This window comes from Paraflavitalea sp. (assembly GCF_059502485.1).
In genome coordinates this window covers 289,914-307,059 of record NZ_JCACET010000010.1, presented here as the reverse complement: position 1 = coordinate 307,059, position 17,146 = coordinate 289,914, and the positions used below count along the sequence as shown (strand labels likewise).

The following is a 17,146-nucleotide window of genomic DNA, read 5'->3' as shown; positions in this document are numbered from 1 at the left end:
GGTAGCATTTTCCCGGAATAAATCCAACCAGTGTGTGCAGGACATATTGTGAGTTCGGGGGCATTAACCAACCGGGGATTGGCCCGCCGGGGAGGGCGGTCAGAAAATACCGTGTTTATACTGATGGTAATAGCCGGAGAATGTTATACTTTCATATCTGCAATAATCATCAATTGACTCCATATGACTAAGCCTCCTCCCTTCCGTAAGCTAAGGGGTTACGCTTTTGACCCCTCTTTGTCATTGAAAATTGATACCGCCGCGATCAATGAGATCGTCTACAAAGTTCCTTGGGAAACAGTCACGCCAGGCCCTTGTGGTGAATACGTGGAGATAATTGATTATGACCCCACTGTTCAGAAGTATTACAAGCCGGTGGACCTTGATAATCACTATATTCTTGCGCAGGATGGTATCGAGCCAGGCGAGGGCAATCCGCAATTCCACCAGCAAATGGTGTATGCGGTAGTGATGACGACCATTAATAATTTTGAAAAGGCGCTTGGGCGTCAGATATTATGGGCGCCCCAAAGAGTAAAGGATCGCGGCGTTTACGAAAAATATGTTGCTCAGCTACGGATCTACCCGCATGCCCTCAGGGAGGCCAATGCCTATTATAGCCCACTGAAAAAAGCCCTGCTGTTTGGCTATTTCTCCTCCAATCCCGCCGATGAAACGCTGCACATGCCCGATTCATTGGTGTTTACTGCATTGAGCCATGATATTGTTGCTCATGAAACCACGCATGCCATTCTCGATGGTATGCACTCCAGCTATAATGATCCTACCAATCCTGACGTGCTGGCCTTTCACGAGGCTTTTGCTGATATCGTAGCACTGTTCCAGCATTTTACTTTCCCCGATGTGCTAAAACACCAGATAGCCCGCACGAGGGGTGACCTCGCATCGCAGAACCTGTTAGGGCAACTGGCCCAGGAGTTTGGTTCTGCCATTGGTGATTATGGCAGCTTACGCGATGCGATCGGTAAGGTAAATGAAACGACAAAGAAGTGGGAAGCTGCCGTACCCAATCCTTCGGCCTACCGCACGGAAATGGAACCGCATGCCCGCGGCAGTATCCTGGTGGCGGCAGTTTTTGAAGCCTTCCTGAGTATCTATAAAAGCCGCGTGGCCGACCTGCTGCGTATTGCTTCCAATGGTTCGGGCATTCTGCCACAGGGCGACCTGCATCCCGATCTCGTCAACCGGCTGGCGGAAGAAGCATCCAAGTCGGCAGCACATGTGCTCACGATGTGTATCCGTGCCTTGGATTATTGCCCGCCTGTCGACATCACATTTGGTGATTACCTGCGAGCCATCATTACTGCCGACAGTGACCTGGTGAAGGAAGACACACGCAACTACCGGCTCGCTTTTATCGATGCTTTCCGGCGGAGGGGTATCTATCCGGAAGATATTAAAACGCTGAGTGAAGAAAGTTTACGCTACAAAGATTGGGATATAGGCTATGCTACTTATGAATCGGGCGAGGCAATGCCCTACGATAGCGAAAATGCCAGCGATATCGAAGGCAATATTGATTGGAATACCAGGTACCTGGTTGGTGTCATCAATGGCTTTTTAAGAGATTACAGCAATGCTATCAAATATGTAAAGAAGCGGGAGAAGATCTATTCCATGACCAAAGATTATATCGGAGGGAAGTTTAATCCTACAACAAAAAAATGGGATATCCAGGGATTACACAGACGTATTGGTAATAAATTTGGCGAGTCGCCTACTTTCAGTCATATCACTGGTTTGGTCTTTGTCCGTAATTTTTTGGAATTAGGTATTCGTCCTACTGATAGTTATGATGGCCCTAATTTTCAGATACAAAACCTTCGATTGGTATCCCGTGTCGGTCCTGGCAATGCTCAGGTGAACCAGGTAATATTTTCTATTCTTCAATCCAGTGCAGTAAAGATCGAAAAGGATAAAGATGAACTGGTATTTCACCGCTTCAAACCTATTCAACGTAATGCAAAAGACCAGGTCCGGGAACCTATGCCCGACGGGTTTGAGCAACTAAAAGGTGGGTGTACCCTGATCTTTGACCTGGATAGCCTGAAGTTGAGGTATGCGGTATCCAAGCCCTTGATCGATACAGATCAGTCGCGTGGTGTTACCATTAACATGGCCAGATTTAAAAGACTGCTCGACTTCAGGCAGAAGAGCGGCGAAAGTGCTTTTGCTGCCTATTTCAGTGATCCTTCTCAACGTATCATGGAACCCTTTGCATTTTTACACCAGCATTAAACTCCTGATCCATGGCAACTAAAGCTGTAAAGAAGAAAGCTGCTTCCAAATCGAAAACAGCACTAAAGAAAAAGGCAGCGCCTAAGAAAGCGGCGAAGAAGAAAGCTGCCAAAAAGAAGACGGCAGTGAAGAAAAATGCAGTCAAGAAAAAGGCGGCAAAGAAGACTGCCCCAAAGAAAGTTGCACCGAAAAAGACTGCACCTAAAAAGACTACGCCGAAAAAGTCTGTATCTAAGCAACTGCTTGACGAAGACGGTCCTGCAAATGTCAGTTGGGAACAGGAACGGGGAAAACCGGGTACTGTATCTATTCGCATGTATTGTATTGGTACCGGCGATTGCTTTGTGATCAAATTCTTCGACCGGGAGGGCAGCCCTTTCAATATCGTCATTGATTGTGGATGTTGTATGGGTGATCCGGACTGGTTCCTGCCATATGTGAAGGACCTGCGTAAATATATTGGGAATACGGTCGACTTGCTGGTGGTTACGCATGAACACCAGGATCATGTGAATGGCTTTCAAAAATGTGGCGATCTGTTCGAGCGTATGGTTATTAAGACCGCGTGGTTTGCCTGGACCGAACATCCCGATGATCCCGGTGGAGAAGCTGCTGAATTGCTCAAAAAAAGAACTGCCATGAAAGCGGCATTGGGAAGTGCCATGCAGGAGATCGAAAAACAGGAGCCTGCTATCCAGCAGGCTATTGCCGATAGCGCTTTTGCCTTTGAGTTGAAAGCTGCGCGGGAAGCATTTCTTAATGGTATGAACTCGCTGGCCGAGATCAATCTTGAAGCAACAACCGAGACCGGTGGAAAACCACTGGCCGGCATGAAGCGGATAAAAGATATTCTGAGCGATAAAAAGACCAGGGTAAAATACCTGAATCCGGGAAGTTCCATTAGCGTCGATGGGCTGGCCGGCGTAAAGTTCCATGTACTGGGGCCTCCTAAGAACCGTGATCTTATTTTTAAAGAGGGTAAGCAGGGCACGGATGTTTTCCGCAAGAATATGGCATTGAATGAGAGTGCGCTCGCCGCAAGGGCGTTTTCAAGATTTTCCAATCCCACCGACAAGCCCGACCTGCCTTTTACGGATGAATATGTAGTTGATGACCGGGTAACAGGCCCGAATACAAAAAGCAAATACACAGGTGCGAATGATAACTGGCGCCGGATCGATAGTGAATGGCTGATGAGTGCCGGTTCTCTTGCCCTACGCCTTACCAGCCATATCAATAATACCAGTCTTGCGCTGGCAATCGAGTGTGAAGCTAATGGTAAGGTTATTCTTATGCCGGGCGATGCTGAGTATGGCAGTTGGGAAAGCTGGCACCTTATTCAGTCCTGGAACAAGAAGGGACGTAATCAAAAGCACCTGGTGGAAGACCTGCTGAACCGGACTGTTTTTTACAAGGTAGGCCATCACCTCAGCTATAATGGTACGGCACTCGAAAAGGGCATCAATATGATGCCGGAGAGTAATATGGTGGCCATGGCTACCCTCGACAGGAACCGGATATCAAAGGGATGGAAGTCAACCATGCCCAACAAGCATCTGCTGGCCGAACTGATCCGGAAAACCGGTGGCCGTTTTTTCATTATGGATGAAACAGAAGTGGATGGAGCGCCTTCGTTGACACTCGATCCTGGTACGCTGGATGAAGCTGTTTATAAAGCAAAGCGGCGGGATGATGACCTCGCCGCTTTGTACAAGCAATATACTTTTGAGTTTGGGCATGTTGCCCCATAAACTATTGTTCGCAGAGGCTTAATGAAGTGGTTTCCCGGGTGCTGAACTGGATCAGTCGTACTTTATTGGCTTTGTTGTAATGTAGTACGAGTGTGCCGTAGGATGTTTGATACGCATCCCAGGTATCGTCCTTCATTTTCGGATGACCAAGGGTTTTGAATAAGCTGCCCCGTACGGCGCCGATCAACGGAACGCTCATCTTTCCTTTAAATTTTTCCCCGATCTCGATGTAGTCCCGGTTTGTAAAGAAGGTAATGTCTTTGTCTTTAAAGTAGATGGCTTCGCCACATTTGGCAGTGTCGCCGGTGATGCTGGTGTAGCAAGGGAATATGCCTTTTAATTCCCCCAAACCTGCATTGGCCTTGAATCTGTTGTTTACCCTTCCTTCAAGAATATCTATATCAAAGTCGGGACAAACGGCTTTGGCTTTCAATTGGGCCATGGAAACACTGGTCAGGGCGAGGCAGGTAATGACGAGGGCGATCTTTTTCATAAGTGATTGATTTTAAAGAGGGGCTATGCGTTAAGCGTTAGCTATGGGCTATTATGCAAATTCCTTGCTAAAAATGCTTTTTGCCGGTTTTATTGGTAAGTTCGCTGCCTATACTTTATATCTAACCTTACGATGAATAAGCATCAACCGGCTGAAAAAATATCGCTATCCAGGCTCAAAGCTATTATAGGTGGGGCTGTTGGCAATTTAGTGGAATGGTACGACTGGTATGCTTATTCGGCTTTTGCCCTGTATTTCTCCGCTTCTTTTTTCCCCGCCAGCAATGCTACTGCTCAACTGTTGAATACGGCCGGTGTTTTTGCACTTGGTTTCCTGATGCGCCCGATAGGCGGATGGCTGTTTGGATATATTGCCGACAAAACAGGGCGGAAGAAGGCAATGACCTGGTCGGTACTGCTGATGTCGTTTGGGTCTTTGCTGATCGCGTTTACACCTACGTATGCTTCTATCGGTATCATGGCGCCCATCACTTTATTGGTAGCGCGTTTATTGCAGGGGTTAAGTGTGGGTGGTGAATATGGTGTGTCGGCTACTTACCTTAGTGAGATGGCTACGCCCAACCGTCGGGGTTTTTATTCCAGTTTTCAATATGTGACGTTGATCGGTGGCCAGCTGATTGCTTTGGGCATCCAGCTGGTGTTGCAAAAGCTGTTGTTGACAGAGGCGCAACTGCATGCCTGGGGCTGGCGTATTCCTTTTGTGATCGGCGCTATCTTGTCGGTAATTGCACTTTACCTGCGCAGCACCCTGCAGGAAACACCTTCTTTTGAACAACAGCAATCAAAGCAGGAAGTAAAGAAGGGCACCATGCGTGAACTGCTCAATCATCCTAAAGCCATTCTTACGGTGGTGGGATTGACATTGGGCGGAACGCTGGCTTTTTATACGTATACCACCTACATGCAAAAGTTCCTGGTAAATACGGTCAAGCTATCAAAGGAGCAATCGACATTGTTGTCATTCGTGTCTTTGCTATTGTTTGCTTTGCTGCAACCGGTGCTGGGCGCCTTGTCCGACAGGATCGGTCGCAGGCCGCTGCTGATCGGTTTTGGTGTGTTGGGGGTGCTATGTACCGTTCCGTTACTTACGGCGCTGAGCCATACCACTTCCTTGAGTATCGCCTTTTTACTATTGATGGCTGCACTGGTAATTGTGAGCGGCTACACCAGCATCAATGCCGTGGTGAAGGCGGAGTTGTTTCCTGCCGAAGTACGGGCGCTGGGGGTAGGGTTGCCGTATGCGCTTACGGTGGCCATCTTTGGTGGCAGTGCCGAATACGTGGCGCTGTGGATGAAGAAAGCCGGTCATGAATCCTGGTTCTACTGGTATATAACCGGCTGTATCCTGGTCTCTTTGTTGGTATACCTGTTCATGAAGGATACCAAACATACTTCCCGCCTGAACGAAGAGTTGGCGAAACATTAACTATGAGCTTTCTTGCTGAATGTATATTTTAGGAGAAGCTATGAAACTAATCCCTTTCCTCTGTATGGCCATCCTTGCGGTGGCCTGTAAGTATAAACAACAACCAACAATTCCACCAACCAATAAGGATACCGCCCTTGCGGCTGTAGATACTGTCATTAATTATAATCCTTATACTGATGCTGACCGTATCAGGGATTCATTGGAAAGGAAGCACCTGCTCGATAGTTTTTATTCAATAAAGCCCTTAGCTGTTTTCAAGCCCGCCGGCAATAAAGAAGCGATTGATATGCTGGTTGCGAATTTTATCGATACCACTGGCGTCGTAAGAATACCGGTTGCGTTCTCAGATACGACTATATATAAGTATAATAAGCAGCAAGAACCTATTGCTGAAAGACAGATCTGCAGGAGCAAACGGTATGTGATAGAAATTTTCGACACATATGAAGATTATACTATTCCCAATAAACTTTTCATCAATGGGCGCGAACTAAGAGCAGGTCTTGAAATCGATACTTCTCTTTCCGGGCCATTTTACCTCCACAGCCTCACAATAGATGCTGACAAAAGCTGCGTGATGAAATTCGGGGCCAAAGAATACCTGTTTATTTCCGGATACGTTCGCGGTTGTAGCGGTCTGGCCTGCAGTGTTAGCTTTTACATCTTATATGATCCTGCTACCCGCAAAGCAACCTTGATTGAAGAGTTCCAGTCTGATTTTTTCGCAGGGTATGATAAGAAAAGCAACAGCCCTGTTTTTATTAATACTGCTAATGGGAATAACGGTCTTTTTGAATGTTATTTCTTTTCAGGAAAGGCATATTTACTTGATAAGACCAACCGGATCAAACCTTTTATCGGCAAAGATGGTAAACAGGTTGAATATGATGCGTACTCCAATGATGGTATCAATTCATTGATCCTTACAAGCGCCACTTTCCCGATGAACTAAAAAAAGTTTCTGTTCGCTTACCGGTCAGGCCGCTCCAGGCGGCCAGACTGATGGTATTTATTGCCCCGTCTTTCCTTTAAATACAGACGGTGAAATACCTTCGTGGTTCTTGAATACAGTAGAGAAATAAGCGGGAGAAGCGAACCCCGTTTGGTAAGCGACTTCTGCTACGGATACATCTTCATGCTGCAATAAGTATTTGGCGCGCTGCAGGCGTACCTGCAGGATGTATTCATTGATGTTGCAATGTAATAATGCCTTCACCTTGCGGTATAGCTGCACTTTGCTCACGCCCATCTGCCGGCATATTTCATCCACCCCGAACTGTTCATTGGCTATGTTCTGCATCACCAATGCTTTGAATTCACTGAGGAAGCGGAGGTCATTTTTGCGGGAGGCGGGTACGCGCAGATCGGCTGGAATGGGTGTTTCCACATGTTGTTTGAGTTGGCGGCGGTTGGCCAGCAGGCTGCTCACCGTAGAGTCCAGTACATCCATATCGAATGGCTTTACGATGTAGGCATCGGCTTGGTTGCGGAAGCCTTCCACCTGCTGCTCCTTGCTGGCTTTGGCCGTGAGCAGCACGACCGGGATATGGGCCGTACGTACATCAGCTTTCACCAACTTCAGGAAAGCATGGCCATCTTTTACCGGCATCATTAGGTCGCAGATCACCAGATCGGGCAGGTAGTCGAATACCAGTTGTATGCCTTGCTGGCCGTCTTCTGCTTCCAGTATATCGTAGGTGGTTTGTAAACGGCGTTTGAGGAAGCCGCGCAATTCCTGGTTATCATCTACGATCACCAGTAATGGTTTGCTGTTACGGCGGTGGTCTGTCTCGTTTTCTTTTTCCGTGTCTTCGTCCAGCGGCATCAGGTCGGCAGTATAGTAGTTACTAAACCGTTCGAGGGGCTCGTCGATGGAGATGACGGATAGTTCTTCCTCACTGAAATGTTCTTTGCCTTGCAACAGTTGCATCTCGAAGGCAGTGCCTTTGTTGATGGTACTTTTGGCATCGATGGTGCCGCGGTGCAGGTGTATCAGTTCTTTGCAAAGCGCCAGTCCCAATCCGGAGCCTTTGTGCGTGTCGATGCTTCCCTGGTAAAAGAGGTCGAAGGCGTGTGCCAGTGTTTCATCGCTCATGCCCACGCCATTGTCTTCTACCACGAGGGTAACGTGTGTGGCATTGCGGCCAACACGCACGAGGATAGAACCATGATCGGCCGTGAACTTGAAGGCGTTGGACAGCAGGTTGAACAACACTTTATCGAGCATGCCGGCATCAGCCCACACCATTACGCTTGTTTCATGTGTGATCAGCCGGCAATCGATGTGCCGTTTGCGAGCCATTTGCTGAAAGGTGGCCACCACTTCTTTGGCCAATGCTACCATGTCCAGTTCAGATGCTTTTACCTGCATCTTGTTAAACTCCAGTTTCCGGAAGTCGATCAGCTGGTTGACGAGGCGCAAAAGCCTGAAGGCGTTTTTCTTTACGAGGGTGAGTTGTTGCTTGGCGTGGTGTTGCAGGCGTGCCTGCTCCAGCATTTCTTCGATAGGAGCTATGATGAGAGTGAGGGGCGTGCGAAACTCGTGAGATATCTTGGTAAAGAAGTTGATCCGTGACTCATGAGCTGCTTCTGCGGCGGCGCTCATTTCCTGCAGTTGCTGTGTTTGCCGCGATATCTCTTCGTTCTTCAGGGCCAGCTTGTGGTTGATGCGGCGGTTGAGCTGGCGTGAGTAGAACAGCAGTCCGGCAAAGAAGATGGCAATCAGCAGGGTGATCGTTAATATATATAAGAGCGTGCGTTGGCTGTTGTAGATGCGTTTCTGTTCGGCCAGCATCTGTTGTTGTTGGCGGATGTCGCGCTGCTGGCTGCCGATCTTTTCGGCCTGCAGCTGCATGATGCGGACGTTGGAGGAATCTACTACCAATGTTTGCAGGAGCGTTTCTTTGGGCACCTGTTCTTTGTGGAGGATGGCGATAGCATTGCGGATGGCTTCGCTGCCACCGGTGGGGTAGAGCAAGGAGGCTGTGAGTTTCTTTTCGCTTACCATATCCAATCCGGCTCCGGCAGTGGGCAAAGCATCCACGCCTATTACTTTCACCTGAGCTGCGCCGGCTGTAATGGCTGTTTCCTTGGCGCCCATCGCCATTACATCGTTGTGGGCAAAGATCAGGTCGGCCTGTTGCAGGGCCGCTTCTTGCCCGTTCAATTGTTTTTTGGCTTTCTGTTTCACCCAATCGCCCTGTACTTCTTTGATCACTTCCAATGCAGGAAATGCAGCCAGGGCATCTCTGAAGCCTCGTTTGCGCTCCATGGCAGGTGAAGAGGCCGGTAAACCCGTTACCTCGATGATCGATCCTTTGCCTTTAAGCAGGTGAGCCGTGTACTGGCCGGCCATGCGGCCGATCTCATAGTTGTCTGCTCCTATATAATTGGTGTAATGCGTGGAGGCGATCTTTCTGTCAACCACGATCACCGGTATTCCTTTTTGCCAGGCTTCTTCCACCACAGGCGTGAGGGGACTGGCTTCGTTTGGAGAAATGATCAGCAGGTTGATGCCCTTGTTTAGCAGCTCGCGTACCTGTTTTATTTGAGTTTCACTGTTATCATCCGCTTGGCGGTAGAGGAAGGTGACTTCCGGATGAAAGGCCAGCTCTCTTTGCATGTCCGACAACATGCTCTTACGCCAGAGGTCGGCGTCGCCGCACTGGGAAAATCCTACTATATATTGTTGTTGCTTATCGGTGGGGTGGCAGCCAATGAGCACGACTGCTGCCAGCAGACAGGTGAGGACGAAGCAACGTGTAAGCAGCGGGTGGCGCCTTTTCATAGCAAGCATTCGGTTCGATGTTTTGTATACTGGATACAATCTCAGGGTGGGTCGCCCTCCGAGGGCGGCTCACCCTGAGATTGACATAATGCTAACTTACCAATAATGTGTTTTCTATGTACAGGATGCGTTTTCAAAGCTGGCTCTTTTGGCAATAAAAACAAAAAAACAGGATACAAATTTGAAAGTGGAGCTGGTTGCTGTGTTTTCATTAAATGCCAAGTTGTTTGATTGTCAGTGTGTTGAGATAATTAATAGACATGGAACTATTTTGAAAGGATTTGATCGGGCTGGTACAGGTGAGGATGGGGTATGCCGCCTACTTTGGCTGGAAATTGCTTGACATATGGGAAACAAGGTTCTGCTTTGGAGCATCGTTGTGGCTATCGGTGGCTTTCTTTTTGGGTTCGATACAGCTGTTATTTCTGGTGCCGAACAATCTATTCAACAATACTGGTCGCTCAATTCTTTCCAACACGGACTTACTGTTTCCATGGCGCTCATCGGTACCATCTTCGGTGCACTGATGGGCAGCATGCCGGCTGAAAAATGGGGCCGGCGACGCACACTTCAACTGATCGCTATTCTTTACCTGCTTTCTTCTATCGGTACGGCCGTGGCGCAAGAGTGGTGGATATTCCTCGTGTTCCGCTTCATTGGTGGCTGGGGGGTAGGAGCTTCTTCCGTGACGGTGCCCGTATACATTGCCGAAATATCGCCGGCCAAACGGCGCGGGCAACTGGTGGCCATGTTCCAGTTCAACATCGTTTTCGGTATTCTCGTTTCTTATTTATCCAACTACTTAATCGGTCAGGAATCCGCCAATGCCTGGCGCTGGATGCTGGGAGTGCAGGCGGCTCCTTCGCTGGTGTTTTGGGTGCTGTTGTATTTTATACCAGAGAGCCCGCGGTGGTTGTTGTTGCATACCAACCGGGTGCATGAGGCCATGGCCACGCTCCGCGTGATCAACCCCGTAGGGTATGAAGCCGATAAGGAAGCTATTCTTGCTCCACAGGTAGCCACTGGCAATACAACAGGCCATGACCGCCTCTTCAGTAAAAAGCACCGTTTCCCCATATTTCTCGCTATCAGCTTCGCGCTATTCAACCAGGTATCGGGTATCAATGCTATCATCTATTATGCGCCGCGCATTTTTGAAATGACAGGATTGGGCAAGCATGCCTCGCTGTTGTCGAGTGTTGGCATCGGCTCTGTCAATTTCCTGTTTACGTTATTAGCGTTGCAGGTGATCGACCGGTTTGGCCGGAAGACGCTCATGCTGATTGGATCTATTGGATTGATCGCTACGCTGGCGCTCGTGTCACGTGCTTTTTTCCTCAATGAGTTTGGCGGCAACACCATCACGGTATTATTGCTGATCTACATCGCTTTTTTTGCTTTCTCGCAGGGGGCGGTGATCTGGGTGTTCATTGCTGAGATATTTCCCAATACCGTGCGCGCGAAAGGACAAACGCTGGGCAGCCTCACACATTGGGTGATGGCGGCTGTGATCGCTTTTGTGTTCCCCTTGCTGGCTGAACGTATTGGCGGAGGCACCACTTTTCTCTTCTTCGCCATCATGATGGTACTCCAGTTACTTTTTGTGTGGAAGCTGATGCCGGAAACCAAAGGTAAATCGCTTGAACAGATGGATAAATCTTTCGCCATTCATTAATACGATTGTATGTCTTTATTATCGATTGCTTCTGTTGCCTGTTTTGGTGAGATCTTATGGGATGTGCTGCCAACGGGCCGCCGTCTTGGCGGTGCGCCTTTCAATGTATGTTATCACCTCGGTCGTCTTGGCGTGCGTGCAAGTATGATCTCCTGTATTGGCGCCGATGAAGCAGGCATTGCTATTCAAAAAATATTTGAGGAGCAACAGGTGGATAACGCTTTTGTGCAGGTTACTGCCAATGCTCCTACGGGCTATGTGTTTGCTACTGAGGTACGCCCCAATGAAATGGAATATGAGATCGTGGAAGATGTGGCCTGGGATGGTATTGTAACTACGCCGGACAACCTGGCGCTGGTGGCCGAAGCGCCTTTCTTCGTGTTTGGCTCATTGGCTGCGCGCGCAACTACGAGCCACGATACGTTGTTTACCTTGCTCGATAATGCCACATGCGCTGTATTCGATATCAACCTGCGTCATCCTTTTTACTCTCCCGGTCTGATCTCTTCCTTACTGGAAAAGACGCATATCCTCAAGATCAATGAAAATGAACTAGACATATTATCCGGTTGGTTTGGCTTTGCAGGCGATGTGCTGCAAAAGCTGCAGGCACTCGTTCGCCGCTTTTCGCTCAATGAGATCTTACTGACGCGTGGTGCTGATGGTGCGTTGGTATTCAAGGATGGCATGCACTGGAGCCGCGCCGGTATCGCTACTAAAGTGGCCGATACCGTGGGTAGTGGTGATGCTTTCCTCGCTGGTTATCTATATTCAAGGCTTTCCGGTGCTGCGATGGATCAGCGCATCGACTTTGCCAATCAACTGGCTGCCTGGGTCACTCAATTCTATGGAGCCTGTCCGCCTTATGATAACACCGTTCCCGAACTCATTAACCATTCTCTCACTTAAAAAACAACTCTGCCATGAGACTTTTTCTAACGGTTCTTGCTTTCATGCTGTTGTCTGTCGTACACGGTCAGCAGCAGCCCGTTACCGGTAAGGTAACGGATAAAGCCACGCAACTGCCACTGGCCGGCGTTACCGTCCAGGCACGTAATCAATCCACGCAAACCGACAGTGCTGGTGTGTTCAGTATTCTGGCAACGCCCGGCGAAATGATCCGCTTCAGTTTTGTAGGTATGGCTGTAATCAACATGCCTGCACCTTCCAATGGCCAACTCAATATTGCTATGGGGGCGCTGGAGCAAGACCTCAGCACCGTAGTGGTGACCGGCTATTCTACGCAAAAGAAAGCTGACCTCACTGGGGCTGTGTCTGTTGTAGACGTCAACGCCATTAAAGACATTCCATTGGGCAACCCTGTGAAGAGTTTGCAGGGCAGGGTGCCCGGTGTATTCATCACTACTGATGGATCACCCGGTGGTGGCGCCACCGTGCGCATCCGTGGTGTGGGCACGCTGGGTAATAATGATCCACTGTATGTGATCGATGGCATCCCCACCAAGCGTGGTTTGCAGGAGCTGAACCAGGATGATATCGAATCCATCCAGGTATTGAAAGATGCTTCTTCAGCTACGATCTATGGTTCCCGCGCGGCCAATGGGGTGATCATCGTGACCACTAAGAAGGCACGCAAAGGTTATTCACGTATCGACTTCGATGCGTCTACTTCCTTGCAGTATTATGGTTCCAAGCAAAAGACACTCGATGCTGATGGCCGTGGCCGTGCTTACTGGCAGGCTGCTGTGAATGATCGTTCTAATCCCAACAATAACCAGATATACCAGTTCGACTGGAATGGCAATTATGATAATCCTGTTCTCAATAAGATCATCTATCCTGAGTTTATCGATGCTGCCAAAACCATGCGTCCCGCCAATACGTATTGGTACGACGAGATCGGTCAAACTTCGCTGATCCAGCAATACAACCTTAGTTTCAGTAATGGCGGTGAAAAGGGTAATACGTTGTTCTCGCTGGGCTATTATGACAACAAGGGTATTGTGAAATCATCGCACAGCAGCCGGGTTACGGCACGGTTCAATTCTGATTATAATTTCTTCAATGGTAAGTTGAAAGTAGGGGAGAACCTGAATCTTACGTATATCAAGAATCGTTTGTTGCCCATTGGTGATATTCTCTTCACTTCATTGGTACAACAGCCTGTGGTGCCTGTGCATACGGTGAGTGGAGGCTGGGGTGGCCCTGCACCGGGCATGACCGATCGTCACAATCCCGTTCGCCTCATCGAGGACAACCGCCAAAACAACAATTACTTCTACCGGGTGTTCGGTAATGTATTTGCCGACCTCGCTATTATTCCCGACCTGCATTTGCGTACCAGCTTTGGTATAGATTACAACGGCAACTACCAGCGCACACTGCGCAAATCTTATGTATCCGGCTTCCTTTCTGATCCCTCCAACCAATCTTCCACCAATCAGGGTTATGATGGCAACTGGATATGGCAGAATACGCTTACCTGGAATAAATCTTTTGGCAGGCATAAGGTAGATGTGTTGCTGGGACAGGAGACGATTAAATACATGTCGCAGGGTTTCTTTGCTTCGCGCCAGGGATATGCATTGGAGAATATCGATTATGCATACCTCGATGCCGGCTCTTCCAATAAGGACAATGGCGGCGGCGGATCAGGTTATGCACTGCTGAGCTACTTCGGTAAAGTCAACTATGTGTACGATAACCGCTACCTCGCTTCCGTAACGTTGCGCCGCGATGGCTCGTCCAGGTTTGGTAGTGAATACCGCTATGGTACGTTCCCTGCTTTTTCTCTGGGCTGGCGCATCAGTGAGGAGTCTTTCATGAAAGACCAGGACATTATCTCCGACCTGAAGCTGCGTTATGGCTGGGGTAAATCCGGCAACCAGGAAATTGCCAACAATGCTACGTATGCGCTGTATGCTGCTATTTATGGTATCGATCCCACCTGGGATTTCGACCGTGGCAGTGCTTATGATATTTATGGTGCTGGCGCCGGCCAGCTGCCTTCCGGTTTTACACTTATTCAGCAGGGCAATGATTCACTGCGCTGGGAAGGCACACGTGAATCCAACTTCGGTCTCGACTTCGGATTATTCAACAACAAGATCACCGGTTCGGTGGATTACTTTGTTAAGAAAACTTCCGACATCCTCATCAGCCCGGGTTATCTCGCAGTACAAGGCGAAGGTGGTAACTATTGGTTCAACGGTGCTTCCATGGAAAATAAGGGTGTTGAAATATTGTTGAGCTATAATACCACCATTGGTAAGGATTGGGGTCTGACCGTTACCGGCAACTATTCTTCTTATAGGAACAAGGTGACGCACCTGCCTGAGCAAGTGCTTACGTCTTATCCCGGTAATGGTACCGATAAAACGATCCTTGGCCGTTCTATCAACTCTGCTTTTGGTTATATAGCTGATGGTATTTTCAAGTCGCAGCAGGAAGTGGATGCCGCCCCTGCGCAAGTGGGTAAGGGGGTTGGCCGCATCCGCTATCGCGACCTCGATGGTAATAAAGTGATCGACGACCGCGACCGTGATTTTATTGCCGATGGCAATCCTGATTTCCTGTATGGTTTGAATGTGGAAGTGAGCTACAAGAATTTTGACCTTGCTTTCTTCCTGCAAGGGGTACAGGGCATCGATGTATACAACGACTTCAAGACGTTTACTGATTTCTCTTCCCTGTGGGTAGGCAGCAACTGGGGGCAAAGAACGTTGCAGGGCTGGACACCATCCAATCCTAATTCAACGATCCCGGCGCTTACGCTCGTGAACCGCAACAACGAAGGCCGTGCCAGTACTTACTTCTACGAGAATGGCTCTTACCTGAAGTTGCGCAATATTCAGCTTGGGTATAACCTGAAGTCTTTGCTGTCGCGCTGGAAGGTGAATAGTGCGCGGGTATTCATCCAGGGCAGCAACCTGTTAACCATCAAGAGTAAAGGGTTCACGGCTGCTGACCCGGAAATTCCCAATCAGTCTTTCCCTATTCCTTCCATTACCAGTATTGGTTTCAATGTTTCCTTCTAAACGATTTACCATGAAAAAAATATTGCTTTCGATTGCTATAATATGCGCGCTGGCTTCCTGTAAAAAGGTGCTGGATGAAACGCCGCAGGGTGTCGTCTCCGATGAAGACCTCAACACGCCTGAAAACATCGAGAAGATGGCTATTGCTGCCTATTCTGCATTAGGTAATGATCATTATACTTCTCCTTACACCAGCTTGTGGCCATATGGCAGTGTGCGTGGTGGCGATACGTATAAGGGCGGCGATGGTCCCGGTGATCTCAGTGAGTTCCATTTGTTTGAAACATTCTCACTCAACCGGGTTGACAATGGGTTGACGGATCAGCTTTGGTTCCGTATTTATGTAGGTATCGGCCGGGTGAATGATGCGCTGCGCCGCCTCGATGCTGTGGAGGATAATGTATTCCCAAACAAAGCTGTGCGTATTGCTGAAATGCGTTTTCTGCGCGGGCATTTCTATTTCCTGAACAAGATACTGTTCAAGTATGTGCCTTACATCGATGAGACGATGTCGAAGACCAGTTATGCTTCGATCTCAAATCGTGTGCTGACGAATGATGCGTTGTGGGGCAAGATCGTTGATGACTTCCGGGCTGCGGCCAATGGGTTACCGCCCAATCAGAATGATAAGGGCAGGGTTACGAAGACGGCTGCTCAGTCGTACCTGGCTAAAGCCTTGTTGTACCAGGCGTATGTGCAGAATGAGCAGAATGATGTGACATCGATCGATGCTGCGAAATTGAATGAAGTGGTGGCGCTCACCGGCGACGTGATCGGTACGCATAAGTATACGTTGAATGCAGATTATGCCAATAACTTTCTTTCACAAACGGAGAACAGTGCCGAGTCGGTTTTTGCTATCCAGTATTCCAAAGATGATGGTACGCCCAAAGGTCGGCTCGATTATGGGCATGCGCTCAACTATCCCATGAACCAGGAGTTTGGTTGCTGTGGTTTTCATGTGCCCAGTCATGACCTCATCAATGCTTTCAAGACTACCACTGCAGGCTTACCGGATTTCACCAATTACAGTACGCCTGACGTGGCAGCCAGTGGCGATTATTTCACCAGTTCTTTCGATCCGCGTTTGAATCATACGGTGGCGATCCCCGGCAATCCTTATAAGTACAACAGCAAGTATATCTTTCAGCGTTCCTGGGCAAGGGCCCCGGAAGTGTATGGCGCTTTTGCCAGCCTGAAGGAGGCTGTAACACCTGATGATCCTACTTTCCAGAAGGTGCCGCCATTCATGAGCAGCTCCAAGAACTGGGATATCATCCGGTTCGACGATGTGATGTTGTTCCGTGCCGAGGCGCTGATCGAACTGGGACGGCAGGATGAGGCTTTGCCCTTGATCAATGACCTGCGTACGCGCGCTGGCAACAGTACTGCCCGTTTGAAGCAGGCCAATGGCCAGCCTTCTGCTAATTATAAAGTGTCTACTTATCAACCTGGCGTAAATTGCACCTGGACGCAGGATTATGCACGCCAGGCGTTAAGGTGGGAGCGGAGATTGGAGTTTGCTACGGAAGGATATCGCTTTTTCGACCTCGTGCGTTGGGGCGTTGCTGCCACCGCCATGAATGCTTATTTTGCTGTAGAGAAGAACAGGTCGGCGCATTTGTCCGATGCCACTTTCAAGAAGAACAGGGATGAATATTTGCCCATTCCTTTGAATCAAATCAATTATAGCCGCGATCTTTATAAACAGAATACCGGATGGTAAAAACTAAT

Annotated in this window: 11 protein-coding genes; 9 read left to right on the top strand and 2 right to left on the bottom strand. The window is 48.8% G+C overall.

Annotation, left to right across the window (positions count from 1 at the left end; translation table 11 throughout):
• Positions 1–183 precede the first annotated feature (183 nt).
• On the top strand, positions 184–2,259 hold the full coding sequence (locus tag AC5JBY_RS18470; RefSeq protein ID WP_495906114.1) for a hypothetical protein: 2,076 nt from the start codon (positions 184–186) through the stop codon (positions 2,257–2,259).
• An 11-nt stretch (positions 2,260–2,270) separates the two neighbouring features.
• A complete protein-coding gene (locus AC5JBY_RS18465) occupies positions 2,271–4,010 on the top strand; it encodes a ComEC/Rec2 family competence protein (protein WP_495906113.1) in 1,740 nt (579 codons plus the stop codon).
• A gap of 1 nt (position 4,011) precedes the next feature.
• Here the strand turns inward: AC5JBY_RS18465 and AC5JBY_RS18460 are convergent, their stop codons facing one another.
• Complete coding sequence (locus tag AC5JBY_RS18460) at positions 4,012–4,503, bottom strand: hypothetical protein (protein WP_495906112.1); 492 nt, start codon at positions 4,501–4,503, stop codon at positions 4,012–4,014.
• 132 nt (positions 4,504–4,635) lie between these two features.
• Here AC5JBY_RS18460 and AC5JBY_RS18455 point away from each other — a divergent pair, with 132 nt between their 5' ends.
• Both AC5JBY_RS18455 and AC5JBY_RS18450 read left to right on the top strand, forming a co-directional pair.
• A complete protein-coding gene (locus AC5JBY_RS18455) occupies positions 4,636–5,949 on the top strand; it encodes an MFS transporter (protein ID WP_495906111.1) in 1,314 nt (437 codons plus the stop codon).
• Positions 5,950–5,989: 40 nt separating this feature from the next.
• Complete coding sequence (locus AC5JBY_RS18450) at positions 5,990–6,904, top strand: hypothetical protein (protein WP_495906110.1); 915 nt, start codon at positions 5,990–5,992, stop codon at positions 6,902–6,904.
• 57 nt (positions 6,905–6,961) lie between these two features.
• Here the strand turns inward: AC5JBY_RS18450 and AC5JBY_RS18445 are convergent, their stop codons facing one another.
• The gene (locus AC5JBY_RS18445; protein WP_495906109.1) at positions 6,962–9,748 is read right to left on the bottom strand and encodes a hybrid sensor histidine kinase/response regulator transcription factor; all 2,787 of its coding nucleotides are present in this window, start codon (positions 9,746–9,748) and stop codon (positions 6,962–6,964) included.
• Between the two features lie 139 nt (positions 9,749–9,887).
• On the opposite strand from AC5JBY_RS18445, the gene AC5JBY_RS18440 reads away from it, so the two are divergent.
• From AC5JBY_RS18440 to AC5JBY_RS18420, 5 genes are read left to right on the top strand one after another with little or no spacing between them, the layout of a single operon-like run.
• Entirely contained in the window at positions 9,888–10,082 is a 195-nt protein-coding gene (locus AC5JBY_RS18440; RefSeq protein WP_495906108.1) for a hypothetical protein, read from the top strand.
• Positions 10,083–10,085: 3 nt separating this feature from the next.
• The gene (locus tag AC5JBY_RS18435) at positions 10,086–11,414 is read left to right on the top strand and encodes a sugar porter family MFS transporter (RefSeq protein ID WP_495906107.1); all 1,329 of its coding nucleotides are present in this window, start codon (positions 10,086–10,088) and stop codon (positions 11,412–11,414) included.
• A 9-nt stretch (positions 11,415–11,423) separates the two neighbouring features.
• Positions 11,424–12,323, top strand: coding sequence for a carbohydrate kinase family protein (locus tag AC5JBY_RS18430; RefSeq protein ID WP_495906106.1), 900 nt, complete (start codon positions 11,424–11,426; stop codon positions 12,321–12,323).
• Positions 12,324–12,337: 14 nt separating this feature from the next.
• Positions 12,338–15,412, top strand: coding sequence for a SusC/RagA family TonB-linked outer membrane protein (locus AC5JBY_RS18425; RefSeq protein WP_495906105.1), 3,075 nt, complete (start codon positions 12,338–12,340; stop codon positions 15,410–15,412).
• Positions 15,413–15,422: 10 nt separating this feature from the next.
• Positions 15,423–17,138, top strand: coding sequence for a RagB/SusD family nutrient uptake outer membrane protein (locus AC5JBY_RS18420; protein ID WP_495906104.1), 1,716 nt, complete (start codon positions 15,423–15,425; stop codon positions 17,136–17,138).
• Positions 17,139–17,146: the final 8 nt, after the last annotated feature.

What these genes read in the sequence shown, in the direction of transcription:
- AC5JBY_RS18470 (WP_495906114.1), top strand. Translation starts at nt 184, where the DNA reads ATGACTAAGCCTCCTCCCTTCCGTAAGCTAAGGGGTTACGCTTTTGAC.
- AC5JBY_RS18465 (WP_495906113.1), top strand. Translation starts at nt 2,271, where the DNA reads ATGGCAACTAAAGCTGTAAAGAAGAAAGCTGCTTCCAAATCGAAAACA.
- AC5JBY_RS18460 (WP_495906112.1), bottom strand. Translation starts at nt 4,503, where the DNA reads ATGAAAAAGATCGCCCTCGTCATTACCTGCCTCGCCCTGACCAGTGTT.
- AC5JBY_RS18455 (WP_495906111.1), top strand. Translation starts at nt 4,636, where the DNA reads ATGAATAAGCATCAACCGGCTGAAAAAATATCGCTATCCAGGCTCAAA.
- AC5JBY_RS18450 (WP_495906110.1), top strand. Translation starts at nt 5,990, where the DNA reads ATGAAACTAATCCCTTTCCTCTGTATGGCCATCCTTGCGGTGGCCTGT.
- AC5JBY_RS18445 (WP_495906109.1), bottom strand. Translation starts at nt 9,748, where the DNA reads ATGCTTGCTATGAAAAGGCGCCACCCGCTGCTTACACGTTGCTTCGTC.
- AC5JBY_RS18435 (WP_495906107.1), top strand. Translation starts at nt 10,086, where the DNA reads ATGGGAAACAAGGTTCTGCTTTGGAGCATCGTTGTGGCTATCGGTGGC.
- AC5JBY_RS18430 (WP_495906106.1), top strand. Translation starts at nt 11,424, where the DNA reads ATGTCTTTATTATCGATTGCTTCTGTTGCCTGTTTTGGTGAGATCTTA.
- AC5JBY_RS18425 (WP_495906105.1), top strand. Translation starts at nt 12,338, where the DNA reads ATGAGACTTTTTCTAACGGTTCTTGCTTTCATGCTGTTGTCTGTCGTA.
- AC5JBY_RS18420 (WP_495906104.1), top strand. Translation starts at nt 15,423, where the DNA reads ATGAAAAAAATATTGCTTTCGATTGCTATAATATGCGCGCTGGCTTCC.